The organism is Pseudomonas costantinii (genome assembly GCF_001870435.1).
GTDB lineage: Bacteria > Pseudomonadota > Gammaproteobacteria > Pseudomonadales > Pseudomonadaceae > Aquipseudomonas > Aquipseudomonas costantinii.
In genome coordinates this window covers 285964-302456 of record NZ_MDDR01000016.1, presented here as the reverse complement: position 1 = coordinate 302456, position 16493 = coordinate 285964, and the positions used below count along the sequence as shown (strand labels likewise).

General features: G+C 60.8%; 14 protein-coding genes. 11 read left to right on the top strand and 3 right to left on the bottom strand.

From position 1 onward, the window contains the following. Positions 1 to 181 (bottom strand): helix-turn-helix domain-containing protein (locus tag BFL40_RS09830; RefSeq protein WP_071483402.1); only part of this gene is annotated, 181 nt, incomplete at its 3' end. A 266-nt stretch (positions 182 to 447) separates the two neighbouring features. Between BFL40_RS09830 and BFL40_RS09825 the strand changes: the two genes are divergently transcribed. From BFL40_RS09825 to BFL40_RS09790, 8 genes are all read left to right on the top strand, one after another. Next, a complete protein-coding gene (locus BFL40_RS09825) occupies positions 448 to 1536 on the top strand; it encodes a serine hydrolase domain-containing protein (protein WP_071483786.1) in 1089 nt (362 codons plus the stop codon). After that, complete coding sequence (locus BFL40_RS09820) at positions 1533 to 1847, top strand: amidase (protein ID WP_071483785.1); 315 nt, start codon at positions 1533 to 1535, stop codon at positions 1845 to 1847. The genes BFL40_RS09825 and BFL40_RS09820 overlap by 4 nt, the downstream gene beginning before the upstream one ends. 108 nt (positions 1848 to 1955) lie before the next feature. Next, positions 1956 to 3131 carry a M20 aminoacylase family protein gene (locus tag BFL40_RS09815; RefSeq protein ID WP_071483784.1) on the top strand — a complete coding sequence of 392 codons (1176 nt, stop codon included), beginning with the start codon at positions 1956 to 1958 and terminating at the stop codon, positions 3129 to 3131. A 59-nt stretch (positions 3132 to 3190) separates the two neighbouring features. After that, positions 3191 to 4501 (top strand): citrate-proton symporter, encoded by a 1311-nt coding sequence (locus BFL40_RS09810; protein WP_071483783.1) that lies wholly within the window; start codon positions 3191 to 3193, stop codon positions 4499 to 4501. Further along, a complete protein-coding gene (locus BFL40_RS09805; RefSeq protein WP_071483782.1) occupies positions 4498 to 5940 on the top strand; it encodes an amidase in 1443 nt (480 codons plus the stop codon). The genes BFL40_RS09810 and BFL40_RS09805 overlap by 4 nt, the downstream gene beginning before the upstream one ends. Positions 5941 to 6002: 62 nt before the next feature. Then, on the top strand, positions 6003 to 6773 hold the full coding sequence (locus BFL40_RS09800) for a helix-turn-helix domain-containing protein (protein WP_071483781.1): 771 nt from the start codon (positions 6003 to 6005) through the stop codon (positions 6771 to 6773). 51 nt (positions 6774 to 6824) lie between these two features. Further along, a complete protein-coding gene (locus BFL40_RS09795) occupies positions 6825 to 7415 on the top strand; it encodes a YceI family protein (protein ID WP_071483780.1) in 591 nt (196 codons plus the stop codon). A gap of 1 nt (position 7416) precedes the next feature. Then, positions 7417 to 8574, top strand: a complete 1158-nt coding sequence (locus tag BFL40_RS09790) for a phospholipase D-like domain-containing protein (RefSeq protein WP_071483779.1) — start codon at positions 7417 to 7419, stop codon at positions 8572 to 8574. Between the two features lie 30 nt (positions 8575 to 8604). On the opposite strand, the gene BFL40_RS09785 is transcribed toward BFL40_RS09790, so the two are convergent. Together BFL40_RS09785 and bglX are read right to left on the bottom strand one after the other, a co-directional pair. Continuing rightward, the gene (locus BFL40_RS09785; RefSeq protein WP_083374591.1) at positions 8605 to 11658 is read right to left on the bottom strand and encodes an autotransporter domain-containing protein; all 3054 of its coding nucleotides are present in this window, start codon (positions 11656 to 11658) and stop codon (positions 8605 to 8607) included. 163 nt (positions 11659 to 11821) lie between these two features. Continuing rightward, on the bottom strand, positions 11822 to 14113 hold the full coding sequence (bglX, locus tag BFL40_RS09780; RefSeq protein ID WP_071483777.1) for a beta-glucosidase BglX: 2292 nt from the start codon (positions 14111 to 14113) through the stop codon (positions 11822 to 11824). Positions 14114 to 14369: 256 nt separating this feature from the next. Between bglX and BFL40_RS09775 the strand changes: the two genes are divergently transcribed. Genes BFL40_RS09775 through BFL40_RS09765 form a run of 3 tightly spaced genes read left to right on the top strand, consistent with a single transcriptional unit; the run spans position 14370 to position 16374 of the window. Next, entirely contained in the window at positions 14370 to 14981 is a 612-nt protein-coding gene (locus BFL40_RS09775) for a LemA family protein (protein WP_071483776.1), read from the top strand. A gap of 18 nt (positions 14982 to 14999) precedes the next feature. Continuing rightward, on the top strand, positions 15000 to 15725 hold the full coding sequence (locus BFL40_RS09770; protein WP_071483775.1) for a TPM domain-containing protein: 726 nt from the start codon (positions 15000 to 15002) through the stop codon (positions 15723 to 15725). 31 nt (positions 15726 to 15756) lie between these two features. Beyond that, a complete protein-coding gene (locus BFL40_RS09765) occupies positions 15757 to 16374 on the top strand; it encodes a TPM domain-containing protein (RefSeq protein ID WP_071483774.1) in 618 nt (205 codons plus the stop codon). Positions 16375 to 16493 lie beyond the last annotated feature (119 nt).

Sequence of the window (16493 nt, the reverse complement as noted above, 5' to 3'; positions counted from 1 at the left end):
TGCGACTGCATTCCTTCAAGCCATTAACGCTGTCTGCGTTATAGCGTGCCACCCACTTGTAACCGGTCTTGCGACTGATGCTATGAGCCGCACAAAGCTGGCTGAAATTAAGTCGCTCGGACAAATAGTCGGCAATGAACATCACTTTCAGATCCATAGGTTTCAGCTCTCGCCACGGCATGGTCAGATCCTCGGAATCGACCAGTACCAGTTAAAAACTGTTACCTATGTGCTTGAACTGATTTGTTACCTATGTGGGTGAGTCATACCCAAGAGCCCTTTTGGTTACTTTTGGGGCTCTTTTCCCAAAGTGACCCGCTGTAAGAGCGGAACCCTACGCGGCCGTTACCCAAAAAACGGATATGTACTCCCTCCCCAGTCCGTAGCAAAACTGTCATTTACCTCGGCTAGGCTCGCGGGCTTGAATGCCCCCTTGAGTTTGTGTCCATGGTCAGAGGCCTGTTGTGCATTGCCCTGCTGCTCGTCAACGTCACCCTCACCGCCCACGCCGAAACCTGGCCTGACAAGGAATGGGCCAAAGGCACACCACTCGAAGGCCCCGCCGTCGATGCCCTGACCACCTACGCATTCCCAGCCCGCGACGACACCACTCGCAAAGGCATCCGCACCGACGCGCTGCTGGTTATCCGCGACGGCGAAGTCATCTATGAACGCTACGCCGCGCCCACTACTGTCAGCACCCCACACCTGACCTGGTCCGTCAGCAAAAGCCTGATGGCCACCGTGCTCGGCGTGGCCTACGGCGAAAACCGTTTCAAACTGACCGACCCCGCCGCGCGCTTTTACCCGCCAATGAAGCAGCATCCCAAAGTGACCATGGCCGACCTGTTGCACTGGGCCTCGGGCCTGGACTGGCAGGAAGACTACGAGTACGCCCCGCTGAAGTCCTCGGTAATAGCGATGCTCTACACCCGTGGCCGTACCGATATGGCGGACTTTGCCGCCGACACCGAATCCGCCAGCGAGCCTGGCCAAGCCTTCCGCTATTCGAGCGGCGACAGCAACATCTTGTCCGCCACCCTCAAAGGCATGCTCGGCCACAAGGCCTATATGAGCTACCCGTGGGACGCGCTGTTCAAACCGCTGGGCATCCACAACGCCACCTGGGAAACCGACGCTGACGAAACCTTCGTCGCCTCGTCCTACGCCTACCTCACCGCCCGCGACCTGGCGCGTGTCGGCCTGTTGATGGCACGCGACGGTCGCTGGGGGGAGCAGCAGTTGCTGCCTAAAGAGTGGGTAGCCTTTAATCGCCAGCCCTTCGATAAATACAAAGCCGGCCAGGACGACGCCGTGCCTGGTGGCCAATGGTGGCTAAACCGCGAAGTGCAAGGCGCCCCGAGACCCTGGCCTGACGCCCCCGCGGACACCTTTGCTGCCCTGGGCCACTGGGGCCAGGCGCTGTTCGTAATGCCCGACGAACACCTGGTGATCGTGCGCTACGGCGATGACCGCGACGGCAGCTACCGCCACAACGAACTGCTCAAGCGCGTACTCGCGGCGGTGCAACCATGATCCGTCGCCGCCCGTTTACCAGCCTGTTTATCCTGCTGTTGCTGGCCCTGCTAGGCTGGATTTGGCATGAGCGCGTCAACCTGCAAGCCTTCCCCGACATCATCGCGGCCTACACCGCCAAAGAGTATTGCTCCTGCCGCTATGTGGAGAACAATCCGGCGGAGTATTGCCGGGATTATGTGAAGCAATACGTGCCTACCAGCGCGTTTGTCGACAAGCCCGAACGCAGTGAAGTTACCGCCAGCGGGCTGGGGCGCACGCACAGTGCACGGTGGTTGGGTGACCGCCAGGGTTGCCGCCTGTTGCCCTAAGGTTCCACAGGGTGGAACCACCTTTGATTGTCCTCGCGCTCACATCGCGGTTATCTGGCGATGTGTCGCAAACAAGAACGGGAACACCCGCCTGTGAGGAGAATCACCATGCGCCCACACCAGCACATTCTGGATTGGCTCAGCGACGTCGCCGGCGACTTGCACGCCGTGCGTCAGGACATCCACGCCCATCCCGAACTCGGCTTTGAAGAAAATCGTACCTCCGCCCTTGTAGCGCAATCCCTAAAAGGTTGGGGCTACGAGGTGCACACCGGCATTGGCAAAACTGGTGTGGTCGGCGTACTGCGTAACGGCAGCAGCCCGCGCACTCTAGGCATTCGCGCCGACATGGACGCCTTGCCCATTATCGAAAACACCGGCGCACCCTACACCAGCCAACACGCCGGTTGCATGCATGCCTGCGGGCATGACGGTCACACCACCATGTTGCTCGGTGCCGCCCGCTACTTGGCGGCCACCCGGCAATTCGACGGCACCTTGAATCTGATTTTCCAGCCTGCCGAAGAAGGCCAGGGCGGCGCCGAAGCCATGCTCGCCGACGGCTTGCTGGAGCGTTTCCCCTGCGATGGTTTGTTCGGCATGCACAACATGCCGGGCCTGCCGGCTGGGCATCTGGGCTTGAGAGTCGGGCCGATGATGGCGTCCCAGGACTTGCTCACCGTGATCCTCGAAGGCGTCGGCGGCCATGGTTCCATGCCGCATTTGACGGTGGATCCTTTGGTCGCGGCGGCGAGTATGGTCATGGCGTTGCAGACGGTGGTGGCGCGCAACATCGACACCCAGGAAGCCGCCGTGGTCACGGTCGGTGCCCTGCAAGCGGGACAGGCCGCCAACGTTATTCCGCAGCAAGCACTGCTGCGCCTGAGCCTGCGCGCGCTCAATCCCAAAGTGCGCGAGCAGATGCTGGAACGTGTGATTGCAATCATCCAGACCCAGGCCGCCAGCTTCGGCTGCACCGCGCAGATCGAGCACCGCCCGGCCTACCCGGTGCTGGTCAACCACCCCGAAGAAACCGAATTTGCGCGCCAGGTCGGCGTGGCCTTGGTCGGCGCCGACGCGGTGGACGGCAACACCCGCACGCTGATGGGCAGCGAAGACTTCGCCTGGATGCTGCAACGCTGCCCCGGCAGTTACCTGTTTATCGGCAACGGTGTGTCGCGGCCGATGGTGCATAACCCCGCCTATGACTTCAACGACGACATCCTGCTGACCGGCGCCGCCTATTGGGGCGCGCTGGCCGAGAGCTGGCTCAAGCCTGCCTGACGACCTCACTTTTTCTGCCGCTGGACCCTTTCCCTTATCGGTTGAATGGAGTGTTCCTCATGCAGATTTCAAAACCCGGCGTATCCCGCACCCGCCAGGTGGTGGCGGCGGTGATTGGCAATGCGCTGGAATGGTATGACTTCATCGTTTACGGCTTTCTGGCCAGCATCATCGCCCGGCAATTTTTCCCTTCGGAGGATGAATACGCGTCGCTGCTGATGGCCTTGGCCACCTTTGGCGTGGGCTTTTTCATGCGCCCGGTGGGCGGGATTCTGTTGGGGATGTATTCCGACCGCAAAGGCCGCAAGGCGGCGATGCAGTTGATTATCCGGCTGATGACCGTGTCCATCGCGCTGATTGCCTTTGCACCCAGTTATGCCGCCATCGGCATGGGAGCGCCGTTGCTGATTGTGGTGGCGCGCATGCTCCAGGGCTTTGCCACCGGTGGGGAATACGCGAGTGCCACGGCGTTCCTGGTGGAAAGTGCACCGGCCCATCGCAAGGGGTTGTATGGTTCGTGGCAGTTGGTGGGCCAGTGCCTGGCGGTGTTTGGCGGGGCGGCGATGGTGGCGATGGTTACCCACTTCTTTTCCCCGGAGACCCTCGACGTGTGGGGCTGGCGCCTGCCGTTTGTGCTGGGTTTGCTGATCGGTCCGGTGGGGTTGTGGATTCGCCGGCACATGGAGGATCCGGAAGAGTTTATCGAGGCGCGCAAACAGGCCACCGGCCCGGCGCCGAGCTTGATGGAGGTTATTCGCGAGCATCGGCGCAGTATCCTGGTGTCCATGGGCCTGGCCTGTGGCGCGACGGTGTCGTTCTACGTGGTGCTGGTGAACATGCCGACCTTCGCCCATAAAAGCCTCGGTTTGCCGCTGGACGAGGTGCTGATGGTGCAGATGTTTGCGGTGGCGCTGATGACCGTGGTGATTCCGCTCTCCGGGTTGCTCTCGGATCGCTTGGGCCGGCGGCCGGTGTTGATGGCGTTTACCCTGGCATTCTTCGTGATGGTCTACCCGCTGTATGTGTGGGTGGCTGCCGCGCCGTCCATCGAGCGTTTGCTGGTGATGCAGGTGATGCTGTGCACGGCCATCGGCGGGTTCTTCGGCCCGGCGCCGACGGCATTGGCCGAGCAGTTTCCGATCGAGGTGCGCTCGACCGGTGTGTCGGTGGCCTATAACGTGGCGGTGATGGTGTTTGGTGGCTTCGCGCCGTTGATCGTGACCTGGCTGACCAAAGTACTCGGTACGCCGGTGGCCCCCTCGTTTTATGTGCTGTTCGCTTGCGTGCTGACGCTGCTGGGCACTTACTGCATGTATGAGGCCCCGCGGGCCAAGAAGCCGCTACCGTTTTCAAGTGAGGTGAAGCCTTGAGTATTGTTGAATGGGATGCCACTGAACTGTCGCGGGCGATCCATGCACGGCAGGTGTCGTGCGAAGAGGTGATGCAGGCGTACCTGGCGCAGATCCAACGTTTTAACCCGAGTGTGAATGCGCTGGTGTCGTTGCGCGATGCCGAGGAGGTTCTGGCTGAGGCAAGGGCCTGTGATCGCGAATTGGACCGGGGCAAATCGCGCGGCTGGATGCACGGCATGCCCCAGGCGATCAAGGACCTGGCCGCTACCAAAGGCTTGCGCACCACCTTGGGCTCGCCGCTGTTTGCCGAGCATGTACCGACAGAAGATGCCATCAGTGTGGCGCGGGTGCGGGCCAGCGGCGCGATCATTATCGGCAAGAGCAATGTGCCGGAATTCGGCTTGGGCTCGCAGACTTACAACACCCTGTTCGGCACCACCGGCAACGCCTATGACCCAAGCTTGGTCGCGGGCGGCAGCAGTGGCGGGGCGGCGGTGGCCCTGGCGTTGCGCATGCTGCCGGTGGCCGACGGCAGCGACATGATGGGCTCGTTGCGTAACCCGGCGGCGTTCAACAACGTGTTCGGCCTGCGCCCATCCCAAGGGCGGGTGCCCCATGGGCCGATGCCGGAGCTATTTGTGCAGCAACTGGGCACCGAAGGCCCGATGGGTCGCAGTGTCACGGATGTGGCGCGGCTGTTGAGCATCCAGGCGGGTTATGACCCACGGGTGCCCTTGTCATCGAAGGACGATCCCGCCGTCCTCGGCCAACCTTTGCAGCGTGACTTCAAAGGCGCGCGCCTGGGCTGGTTGGGCGATTACAACGGCTATCTGCCGATGGAAGACGGCGTGATGAGCCTCTGCGAATCAGCCCTCGGTGATTTCGCCACGCTGGGCTGTGACGTTGAAAGCTGTCAGCCGGACTTTTCCATGGCGCGCCTGTGGCGCAGTTGGCTGGTGCACCGCCATTGGTTGGTGCATGGCAACCTCGGCGCGGCCTACGCCAATCCGCAAAAACGTGCGTTGCTCAAGCCGGAAGCACAATGGGAAGTGGAAGGCGGCCTGGGCTTGGGTGCCCAGCAGGTGTACCAGGCGTCGGTGGACCGCAGCGAGTGGTACCGCGCCTTGGGCAAGTTGTTTGAGCGTTACGATTTCCTGCTGCTGCCCACTGCCCAAGTGTTCCCTTTCGATGCACAACAGCCCTGGCCACGCCACGTTGCCGGGCGCGAAATGGATACCTATCACCGTTGGATGGAAGTGGTGATCGGCCCGACGCTGGCCGGTCTGCCGAGCATGAGCGTTCCGGTGGGTTTCAACCCCCAGGGCCTGCCGATGGGCCTGCAAATCATCGGCCCCGCCCAAGCCGACCGGGCGGTGCTGCAATTGGCTTACGCCCATGAACAGCTGACGCATTGGGTGCAACGTCGGCCTCCGGCTTGCCTTGAGTCGACCGGTTGACGCGAGACGGGCCTGTATCTTGCTGTGAACAATGATCATCCATCGCAACAGGGAGATCGACCATGGGCAGCAACGCCGAGACAGGGACCGTGCGGTCGGTTGAACGCGCATTGGCAATCGTCGAGTTGTTGGGCGAACACCAGGCCTTGGGGCTGGAAGAGTTGCACTATCTGACGCGCCTGCCCAAGGCCACGGTGTCGCGCATGTTGCTGACCTTGCAGGAGCAGGGTTGGGTCTATCGCGGCCTGAGCGATCGCCGCTACCGCCTGCGCGCCCGGCGTTTGTTTGGCGATACCCAGCAACGCTTCAAGCGTGTGGTGGTGGAAAGCGCGGCACCTTGGCTGCTGGAACTCAGCGAGCGCACCGGGTTGGTGGTGGATTTGTCCTGCTTCGATGGCGAGCGCCTGGAAGTCATGGAAAGTGCGATCCCCAGTGTGTTGCGCAAGCTGTATCCCAACAACTGCCAAATCGTCGGCCAGCACGCCAGTCTGTTTCACTCGGCGATGGGCAAGGCGTGCCTGACGCAACTGCCTGCCGAAGAGGTGCAACGCCTGGCGGGCCGCGATCATGTGGCGGCGGATGAGCAATATCAAGCCTGCGAGCAAACGCATCACCAAGGGTTCGGCCAGCGTACCGAAGGTTACTGGGAATACCCGGTGCGCCTGCCGTTCCTGATTCGTGCGGTGGCCTTGCCGGTGCAGGCTAATGGTCGCTTGGTGGGCAGCATGGCGTTGCACTGGCCGATGCACCAGGCACCGGTGGAACGGGTGTTGAACCTGCACATGGCTAGCCTTGAGGCGACGGTGCGCGAAGTGCAGCGGGCGTTGGCGTAACGACCGCTATGCGGTTAAGGTTCGTTCAGGTTTTTCGCCCCACGAGTCTTTATGTACAACGCTTCTCTATTTAAACCTCTGGCCTTCATGCTGTTGGCGGCCACTGCAGTGCCCGCCCACGCTGACTGGTACCTGGACAACGAGTCCTCACGCCTGTCATTCGTTACCACCAAAAACACCGAGATCGCCGAAGTGCAGCGCTTCCTGGTGTTGCACGGCAAGGTCGATAGCAAAGGTGCGGCGCAGCTTGAAGTTGAACTGGAGTCAATCAACAGTGGCATCCCGTTGCGCGATGAACGCATGCGCAATGACCTGTTCGAGATCAAGACCTTTCCCGAAGCGCTGATCAGCGCGCAAATCAATCTGCAACCGATCAATGATCTGGCTTCCGGCGCTCAACTGGAGTTGCGCCTGCCGCTGTCGGTGACCTTGCACGGCAAGACCCAGACCTACAGCGCTGAGCTTTTGGCCACGCGCCTGGATGACCGGCGTTTCCAGGTGGTGACGCTGGAGCCGGTGGTGCTGCATGCCGAGGATTTTGATTTGGTGCCGGGTGTGGCGGCGTTGCGCAAGGCTGCTGGGCTTACGTCGATCAGTTTGTCGGTACCGGTGGGTGCGGTGCTGATTTTTACGGCGCGCTGACATGGGCGGCGCAGTGTTCCCGTGGCGCAGCGCCAACCGTTTCGAGTTGCTGATCGACGGGCCGAGTTTTTTCCCGCAGATGTTGGTGGGCATTGCCCGCGCTGAGCGGCAAGTCGAGTTGGAGTTGTACCTGGTAGAAGCCGGGGCCTGTGCCGAAGCGATGGTACAGGCGTTGGTGCTGGCCGCCGAACGTGGTGTGCACGTGCGCTGCCTGTTCGATGATTACGGCAGCTTGGCGTTTACTCTCGGGCTGCGTAAGCGTTTGACCGATGCCGGTGTGGAGCTGCGTTTTTACAATCGCCTGAGCTGGCGGCTCTGGATGCGCAACCTGTACCGCGACCACCGCAAGCTGCTGCTGGTCGACCAGAGCATCGCCGTCGTCGGCGGTACAGGCGTCACCGATGAGTTCTGGACGCCGGGGCAAGATACGGCCGAATGGCATGAAGTGATGGTGCAAATCAGTGGCCCGCTGGTGTTGGACTGGCAAGCGCTGTTCGACCGCCAATGGCACGCCAACGCGGCGCGCCGGGAATGGAAGCCCGCCACCCATTTCGGTTTGCCGCGTTTACCCAAGGTGCCTGCGACGGGCCCCGGCCTTGGTCGTGTTGCCTATGCCGACGCCCGCCAGCATCGCGATATCTTGCAGTCGCTGATCCGCGCGTTGAACAGCAGCCAGCAACGTATCTGGCTGGCCACTCCGTATTTCTTGCCGACCTGGAGCGTGCGCCGTGCTTTACGGCGTGCGGCGGGGCGCGGTGTGGATGTGCGTTTGCTGCTGACCGGGCCACGCACCGATCACCCCTCCGTGCGTTATGCCGGCCACCGTTATTACCCGCGCTTGCTGCGCTCGGGTGTGCAGATCTTTGAATACCAGCCGTGCTTCCTGCACCTGAAAATGGTGCTGGTGGATGATTGGGTCAGCGTTGGTTCGTGCAATTTCGATCATTGGAACTTGCGCTTTAACCTGGAAGCCAACCTGGAAGCACTGGACCCGGAACTGACACTGGCAGTGGCGGGCAGTTTCGAGCGCGATTTTGCCCAGAGCCAGGCGGTGAGCCTGGAGGCGTGGAAGGCACGGCCGTTGTGGCGGCGGGTGAAGCAGCGGGTGTGGGGATGGATTGATCGGGTGGTGGTCAATCTATTGAATCGGCGGGGGTAGGGCACCCCCGCCTGTTGTTCATAGCGCTTCTTAAAATTGCAGCGAATACTGCGCCGTGATGCTTTGGTCCCGCGAGCGCTCACCGCGTTGCCTGTTGAAGCTCAGGTCCAGCGTGCTGTCGCGTGTCAGGCGCGCGGTGGCGCCCAGCTCCAATCGGGTGCTGAGGCGGTCCAGCGGTGCGCCGCTGACATTCAGCACACGGCCGCCGTCCCAGGCCACCTGAGCCGCCGGTTGCAGGTCACCGCTGGCATGGGTGTAGGCCAGGCCGCCGCGCACACTCAACCACGATGGGCCGATCTGCGCCTTGCCCAGGTCAAGGTTGAGCCGCACACCGCCGGTGGTCAGGTTGACGTTCTCTTTCGAGCGTTTGCCGCGCAGTGCCGCCATGCCGCCCCGTTCGTTGAACCCATCGCTGCGCTGTTGCACATTGGCCAGTTGCAGGTATGGCTGCCAATCCCAGAAATCATGGCTGAACTTATAGTTAGCCTCGGCGAACGTCTGCACCGTGCGGCTGGCGTACTTGGCGGCCAGGCGGTTCTCTACGCCCGGGAAGCTGACGCGGCGTTTGGTCTGGATTTCATGTTGCGCGTAGGCGATGCCACCATAGAGGCCAAAAGCGTCCCAGGTGTGGCCTACATGCAGGCCCAACTGGTAGGTGTCGACCGTCGCTTTACCGCGAGATCCGGCCTTCACTTCGCTGCTACCGCTGCCTGCCACCACGCCCAGGCGTGTGCCTTGATCCAACTGGTGATCGAAGCCGACCAGCAGGCCCGTGCTGCTGTGGGACGTACGGGCGGTGCCGTCATCACCCGCCAGTTGCCCGGACTGGCGAGGCATTTGCACCCACACACCTCGGGTTAACGCTTCGGGCCCGGCAGAACGGCTGTCTTGTGCAAGGCGTTGGCGGTCGAATACTGCCTGGCGCAGCACACGGCTGTTTTCGATCAGCACCGCTTGGGTGCTGGCGTGCAGTTCGCCGCTCAACTGGTCCAGCGCCGAGGGTGCCTGCTCGGGAAACAGTGCTGTCAGGCGTTGCAGCAACGGGGCAGGCAGGGTTGGCGCGTCGGCGGCATTGGCGACGGCGTGTTGGTTGGCTGTGCCTGCCGCTGAAACCAGTGATTGGCCGCGGCCGAACTCCACCAGCAAATCATTACCCTGCCGGACCTGGGAAACGCTGAGGAAGGGTGAGAACTCGCGGTGGTCGATCGAGGCAAACTCGCCGCTCAAGGCGCCTTTGGCTTGGAGGATGCTGTAGCGCTGGCCCAAGGGGTAGCTGTTGGGCTGCGCGCTCAGGTACAGCGTGCCGCCGTTGATTGATGCCTGGTTGCTGACTTGCAGCTTTGCCGGTTCTGCCTGGGAGACCAGCCCAGTCATCAGGGTTGAGCCGGATGCTTGTTTATAGTCACCTTCGACGGCCAAGGAACCGTTCAGACGCAGGACGCCACCGTCGAGCTTTACGTCGCCCTTGAGGTGGTTGGTGCCGTCCAGCTCCAGAACGCCTTGCTTGAGCGTGGCCCCGGCGAAGCTGTTATTGCCGCTGAGGCGCAGCCAGCCGATGCCGGTTTTTTCCAGGCGTCCAGGGCCGCTGATATCGTTGCGCCAGTCATCCCAGGCGCCGCCTTGCCAGACAATTGCGCCACCGGCGGGGCGGTCCATGTTCACCGAGGTGTCGACGCGCAGTTGGCCGGGGCCGTCGATGGCTTTTTTCAGGTTTATCAGGCCCCAGCCATAGACATCGTCCACGCCTGGCTCGCCGAGGTCGGTGGCGGTGGTGAGTAGCACGTCGCGTATTTGTGGGTTGTCGAGGTAGGGGAAGCGCTCCATGAGCAGTGCCAGTGCGCCGGTGACGTGGGGGGCGGCCATGGAGGAGCCGGAACTCAGCGCATACCCTAACTCGGGTTTATCACCGGTCACTGCGAAACCGGTGACATCACCGTCTTGGCTATAGTGGTTTTCGGTTTGTATCGAACCGGTGACCCAGGACGAGTTGATATCCGTTCCGGGCGCGGCCAGGCACCAGTCTTTGCTGAAGCCGCAGCGCTTGGAATAATCGCCCAAGGTCAGCTCTTTATTTAAGTTGACGACGGTCAACCAATAGGGCTCAAGCGCTGCGATGGCTCGTGGCAGGCTGGGATGAAGTCCGGAATTTGGCGCTGCTTGAGGGGAGTCGTTTGCTGTGGTTACGTTGCCCGCTGACCATACTTGCAGCATCCCATACTTGATAGCGTTGTCTGCTATGGCCTTGAGTTCTGAATAAACGGAGGTTTCGGTTTGGCTTAATGCAATGTCCAGCTCTGTTTCATTTGCCGGTGAAAATACGCTCCCCCAACTATTATTGACGACACGCACGTTCTGCCTGTGCAATTGGGCATAGGCGGCGTCTACCGCTGCAACTGTCGGAAGGGGGGGACTCAAAATATCTGTTATGGCAATGGGGCCTCCCAGGTAGGTATTACCGTACTTACGCACTGCACTTAAGTTGGCCGCATAAGCCACACCATGAACGCCGGAGCCATCACGATTGGCGAGTGCTGTGCCGGCAACGTGAGTGCCGTGTGCGTCGTAGGTAGCCCCTACAAATCTGAAATATTCATCAAGTTGTTCCCTGGTAAGGGCGCCGTCGGCAATAAGTTCTTCAAGGCTGGCCAACGCGTCGGGTGGCAATGAGTCGATAAGTGTTACCGCGGCGCGATCACCTTCGGTGTAGAAGCAGCCCTTCTCCAGCACGGTCCCACTCATGCAGCCGGTGTCAGCCATCAGCACGCCGATAGTTGGCTTCCCGGCAAACTCGCTATGACGCAGGTCGGTTCCTGAATCGTAAACCCCCATTTGCACCCCGGCGCCACTCAACCCCCGCGCATAAGCGAAGTCAGCGCCGATTGCCCCCAGCCCCCAGTTGTTCTTGAACTCTTCACTGCGCCAACTGGCCGCATCGTGCAGTCGGCCTTGTTCGACATAGTTCGCGGCTTCAACCGGCATGCTCGACAGATAGCCGAGCAGACAAAGGGCGATCGCATTTCGCTTGAACGATGATTGAGCGGGCGCTTTCTTAGCTGTTGCTCGAGTGTTTTCCGTGGGTGACATAGTCCACACACCTGCACATAAAATTTGGGCTGATAGGGTGTGCGGGTGGACAGGGGGAGGGATGTAGGACTTGGCTTGGAGGCGGGAGTGAAATCTAACTTTTTACTGGCTGAGGCGGGCAAGTGCGTAAGCCCCCTCTTCAAAAAAGAGGGGGCTGAACGTTTTACAACAACTCGAACGTCTGTTGCTGCACATCCTGGGAGTCGAGCCCGATCTGCACATTGAACTCGCCCGGTTCCGCCGCGAACTTGAGCTGGGTGTTGTAGAACTTCAAGTCTTCCTCGGTGATGGTGAAGTGCAAGGTGCGCTCTTCACCGGCTTTGAGCATGACCTTCTGGAAGTTCTTCAGCTCTTTGATCGGGCGGATCATCGAACCGGCCACGTCCTGGATGTACAACTGCACGACGGTTTCGCCATCGACCTTACCGGTGTTCTTCACGGTGACACTGGCGTCGAGCTTGCCGGTCTTGTTCAGGGTGGTGGACGACAGCGCCATCTCCGACAGGCTGAATGTGGTGTAGCTCAAGCCGTAACCGAACGGAAACAGCGGGCCGGTGACGTCATCGAAGTACTGCGAGGTGTAGTTGCCTGGCTTGCCTGGGGTGAACGGTCGGCCGATGGTCAGGTGGTTGTAGTAGGTCGGAATCTGCCCCACCGAGCGTGGGAAGGTGATCGGCAGTTTGCCCGAGGGGTTGTAGTCACCGAACAGCACATCGGCGATGGCGTTGCCGCCCTCGGTGCCGGCGAACCAGGTTTCCAGGATGGCGTCAGCCTGTTGGTTCTCATCGAGAATCGACAGTGGGCGGCCGTTCATCAGCACCAGTACCAGCGGCTTGCCGGTGGCTTTCAGGGCCTTGATCAGGTCGCGCTGGCTTTGCGGGATGTTCAGGTCGGTACGGCTGGACGATTCGTGGGACATGCCACGGGACTCACCCACGGCAGCCACTACCACGTCGGCATCTTTGGCGGCCTTGACGGCTTCGTCGATCATGTCCTGGGACGAGCGTGGGTCATCCACCACTTCCGGTGCATCGAAGTTCAGGAAGTTGAGGTAGTCGACGACTTTTTTGTCGTTGGTGATGTTGGCGCCGCGCGCATAGATCACTTTGCCTTTTTCGCCGATGACGGCGTTCATGCCGTCCAGCAGGGTCACCGATTGCGCGGGTTTACCGGCAGCGGCCCAACTGCCCATCATGTCGATCGGCGCTTTGGCCAGCGGGCCGACCAGCGCGATGGTCGCGGATTTTTTCAGCGGCAGGGTGTCGTTCTGGTTTTTCAGCAGCACCAGGCTACGGCGTGCGATATCCCGCGCGTCAGTGCGGTGCAGGCGGCTGTCGGCGTAGGTGTCGGCCGGGTCATCCTCGGCTTTACCGATACGCAGGTACGGGTCTTTGAACAGGCCCATGTCGTACTTGGCGCCGAGTACTTCACGCACGGCGTTGTCGATATCGCTTTGCTTGATCTCGCCGGACTTGAGCAGTCCTGGCAATTCTTTGTCATACAACGAATCGTTCATGCTCATGTCGATGCCGGCCTTGATTGCCAGCTTCGCGGCTTCACGCCCGTCCTTGGCCACGCCGTGCTTGATCAGCTCGAAGATCGCGCCATGGTCGCTCACCACCAGGCCCTTGAAGCCCCACTCCTTGCGCAGCAGGTCGTGCATCAGCCAGGTGTTGGCAGTCGCGGGCACGCCGTTGATCGAGTTCAACGCCACCATCACGCCGCCGGCGCCGGCCTTGATCGCCGCGTGGTACGGCGGCAGGTAGTCCTGGTACATCTTGACCGGGCTCATGTCGACCACGTTGTAGTCGCGACCGCCCTCCACCGCGCCATACAGGGCGAAGTGCTTGACGCTGGCCATGAGGCTGTCGGCGTTGGCCGGGCTGGTGCCCTGGAACGCTTTGACCATCACGTCGGCAATACGCGACACCAGATAGGTGTCTTCACCGAAACCTTCGGAAGTACGGCCCCAGCGCGGGTCGCGGGAGATGTCGACCATCGGTGCAAAGGTGATGTCGAGGCTGTCGGCGGCGGCTTCCTGGGCGGCAATGCGTCCGGAGCGGCCGATGGCGTCCATGTCCCAACTGGAGGCCAGGGCCAGGCTGATCGGGAAAATCGTACGGTGGCCGTGGATCACGTCATAGGCGAAGAACATCGGGATCTTCAACCGGCTGCGCATGGCCGCGTCCTGCATCGGACGGTTTTCCGGGCGGGTGATCGAGTTGAATGTGCCGCCGATGCGGCCGGCGGCGATTTCCTTGCGGATCAGCTCGCGGGGCATCTCGGGGCCGATGCTGATCAGGCGCAATTGCCCGATCTTTTCATCGAGGGTCATCTGCTTGAGCAGGTCGCTGACGAAGGCGTCCTTGTTTTTAAGCGCAGCAGGCTTTGTTTCTGCCCATACGGGGTGAGCGGCCAGAGTGGCAACAAGGCCGAGCAAACACAGCTTCTTCATGAATATCCTTTTTCGGCTCACTGCACAGCATCAAGGGAACGCTGTCGGCCAAAATGTGGGGAGCGTCTATTGTTGTTCGGGTGATGTGTGGGTAAATACCGCACACTTCTGAGCTCTTTATGAACTATCACTGTTGAAGGGCATCTTTTTAGCTGATTGGCTCGATGCATTCCAGCGGTGGTGGCGGATTATGCCCCATGCGCGCGGTTTTAGGGTTCGTCGTTAAATTCCATCAAGGTTGGGCAGGAGAAACACCATGCAAGCAGCACAAGGTTATCGCTGGGGCTTGAAAGCCGCGGCTTTGTTATTGATCAGCACTGTTCTCAGCGGTTGCGGTATCAATAACATTCCAACACTGGACGAGCAGGCCAAGGCTGCCTGGGGCCAGGTGCAGAACCAATACCAACGGCGTGCCGACCTGATTCCCAACCTGGTAGAAGTGGTCAAGGGCTACGCCACCCATGAGCAAGACACCCTCACCGCCGTGATTGAAGCGCGGGCCAAGGCCACCTCGATCCAGGTGGACGCCAGCACGCTCGACAACCCCGAAAAACTCAAGCAGTTCCAGCAAGCCCAGGACGGCCTGAGCGGCGCACTTAGCCGTTTGATGGTGGTGTCCGAGCGTTATCCGGACCTCAAGGCCAACCAGAACTTCCTGGCCCTGCAATCCCAACTGGAAGGCACGGAAAACCGCATTGCCGTGGCCCGTCGCGACTTTATCCAGGCGGTACAGGCCTACAACACCGAGATCCGCACTTTCCCCGGTCGCCTGTGGCACAGCGTGATGTACAGCGACTTGCCGATCCGCGCCACGTTTGAAGCCACCAGTGCCGATGCCGATAAAGCGCCGCAAGTGAAGTTCAAATAAAGCTGCATTGAGGTGTCGATGCGTTTATTACGGATAGGCCTGGCGCTGTGGCTGTTGGCATTTGTCGGCGCGGCCCAGGCGGCGTTGACTTTCCCGGCGTTGACCGGGCGGGTGGTGGATAACGCCCAGATGATCGACCCGGCCACGCGCCAGCAACTGACCCAACAGTTGCAGGCACTGGAGCAAACCACGGGCGATCAGATCGTGGTCGTTACAGTGCCCGACCTGCAAGGCGTGCCCATTGAGGACTTCGGTTATCAGTTGGGTCGCCAGTGGGGCATCGGCCAGAAGGGCAAGGACAACGGCGCGCTGTTGATCGTCGCCCGTGATGAGCAAAAATTGCGCATCGAAGTCGGTTATGGCCTGGAAGGCGTGCTGACCGATGCGCAGTCGTGGGTAATCATCAACCAGGTGATTGCGCCCAAGTTCAAGGCCGGCAATTTCAGCCAGGGCATCAGCGACGGCGTCGCCGCCATGTTGCAGGTGGTGGGCGGCGAGCCGCTGGCGGTGCCGGCTCATGTGGCGGATGCGAGTTTTGCCAAGGATAATCCGGGTTTTTCCATCGGCCTGTTTATCCTGCTGATCGGCGTATTGTGGCTGTGCAATCGCATGGGCCTGCCGGTTGGCGCTATCCTCCTGGCCATTCTCAGCAGCAGCGGACGCGGCGGCGGTGGAGGTGGTGGTGGCGGCTTCAGAGGCGGTGGTGGTGGCTTCGGCGGCGGTGGGGCCTCGGGCGGCTGGTAATGACAATAACTAGAAAAGAGCATCTACAACCATGGCATTACTGACTGAACACGAGCAGCGCCAAGTCGCCGAAGCGATCGCCCGCGTCGAAAAAAACACCGACGCCGAACTGGTGACGGTGCTGGCTGCCCGTGCCGACGATTACGCCTACATCCCGCTGTTGTGGGCCAGCCTCATTGCGCTGGTGGTGCCCGGTGTCGTGCATTACCTGTCGGGCTACCTGACCATGTACACCTTGCTGTTGGCGCAGTGGGCGACGTTTATCGTGTTGTGCCTGGTGTTTCGCTTGCCAAAGGTCACCACCCACTTGATCCCTCGATCAGTGCGGCATTGGCGTGCGTCGAACCTGGCGCGGCGCCAGTTCCTGGAGCAGAACCTGCACCACACGCTGGGCAGCACGGGGATGTTGATTTTCGTCAGCGAGGCCGAGCGCTATGTGGAAATTCTGGTGGATGACGGCATCTCCAAGCGCCTGGATGACAGCAGTTGGGATGTGATCGTCAAGGCGTTTACCCAGCAGGTGAAGCAGGGGCAGACGTTGGCCGGGTTTATTGCGTGCATTGAAGCCTGTGGCGAGTTGTTGAAGGTGCATGTGCCGCTGACGCAGACGCGCAATGAGTTGCCAAACCGGTTGGTAGTTCTCGAATAATCCAGGCAACAAATTTCTAAATGTGGGAGCGGCGGTGGCTGATCGAGTTTACCGTTGATCAAATAACCCCGTGCCCTCAAGCCTTATCCCCCCTAAAATGCCCGGCATTCCCAGCTCGA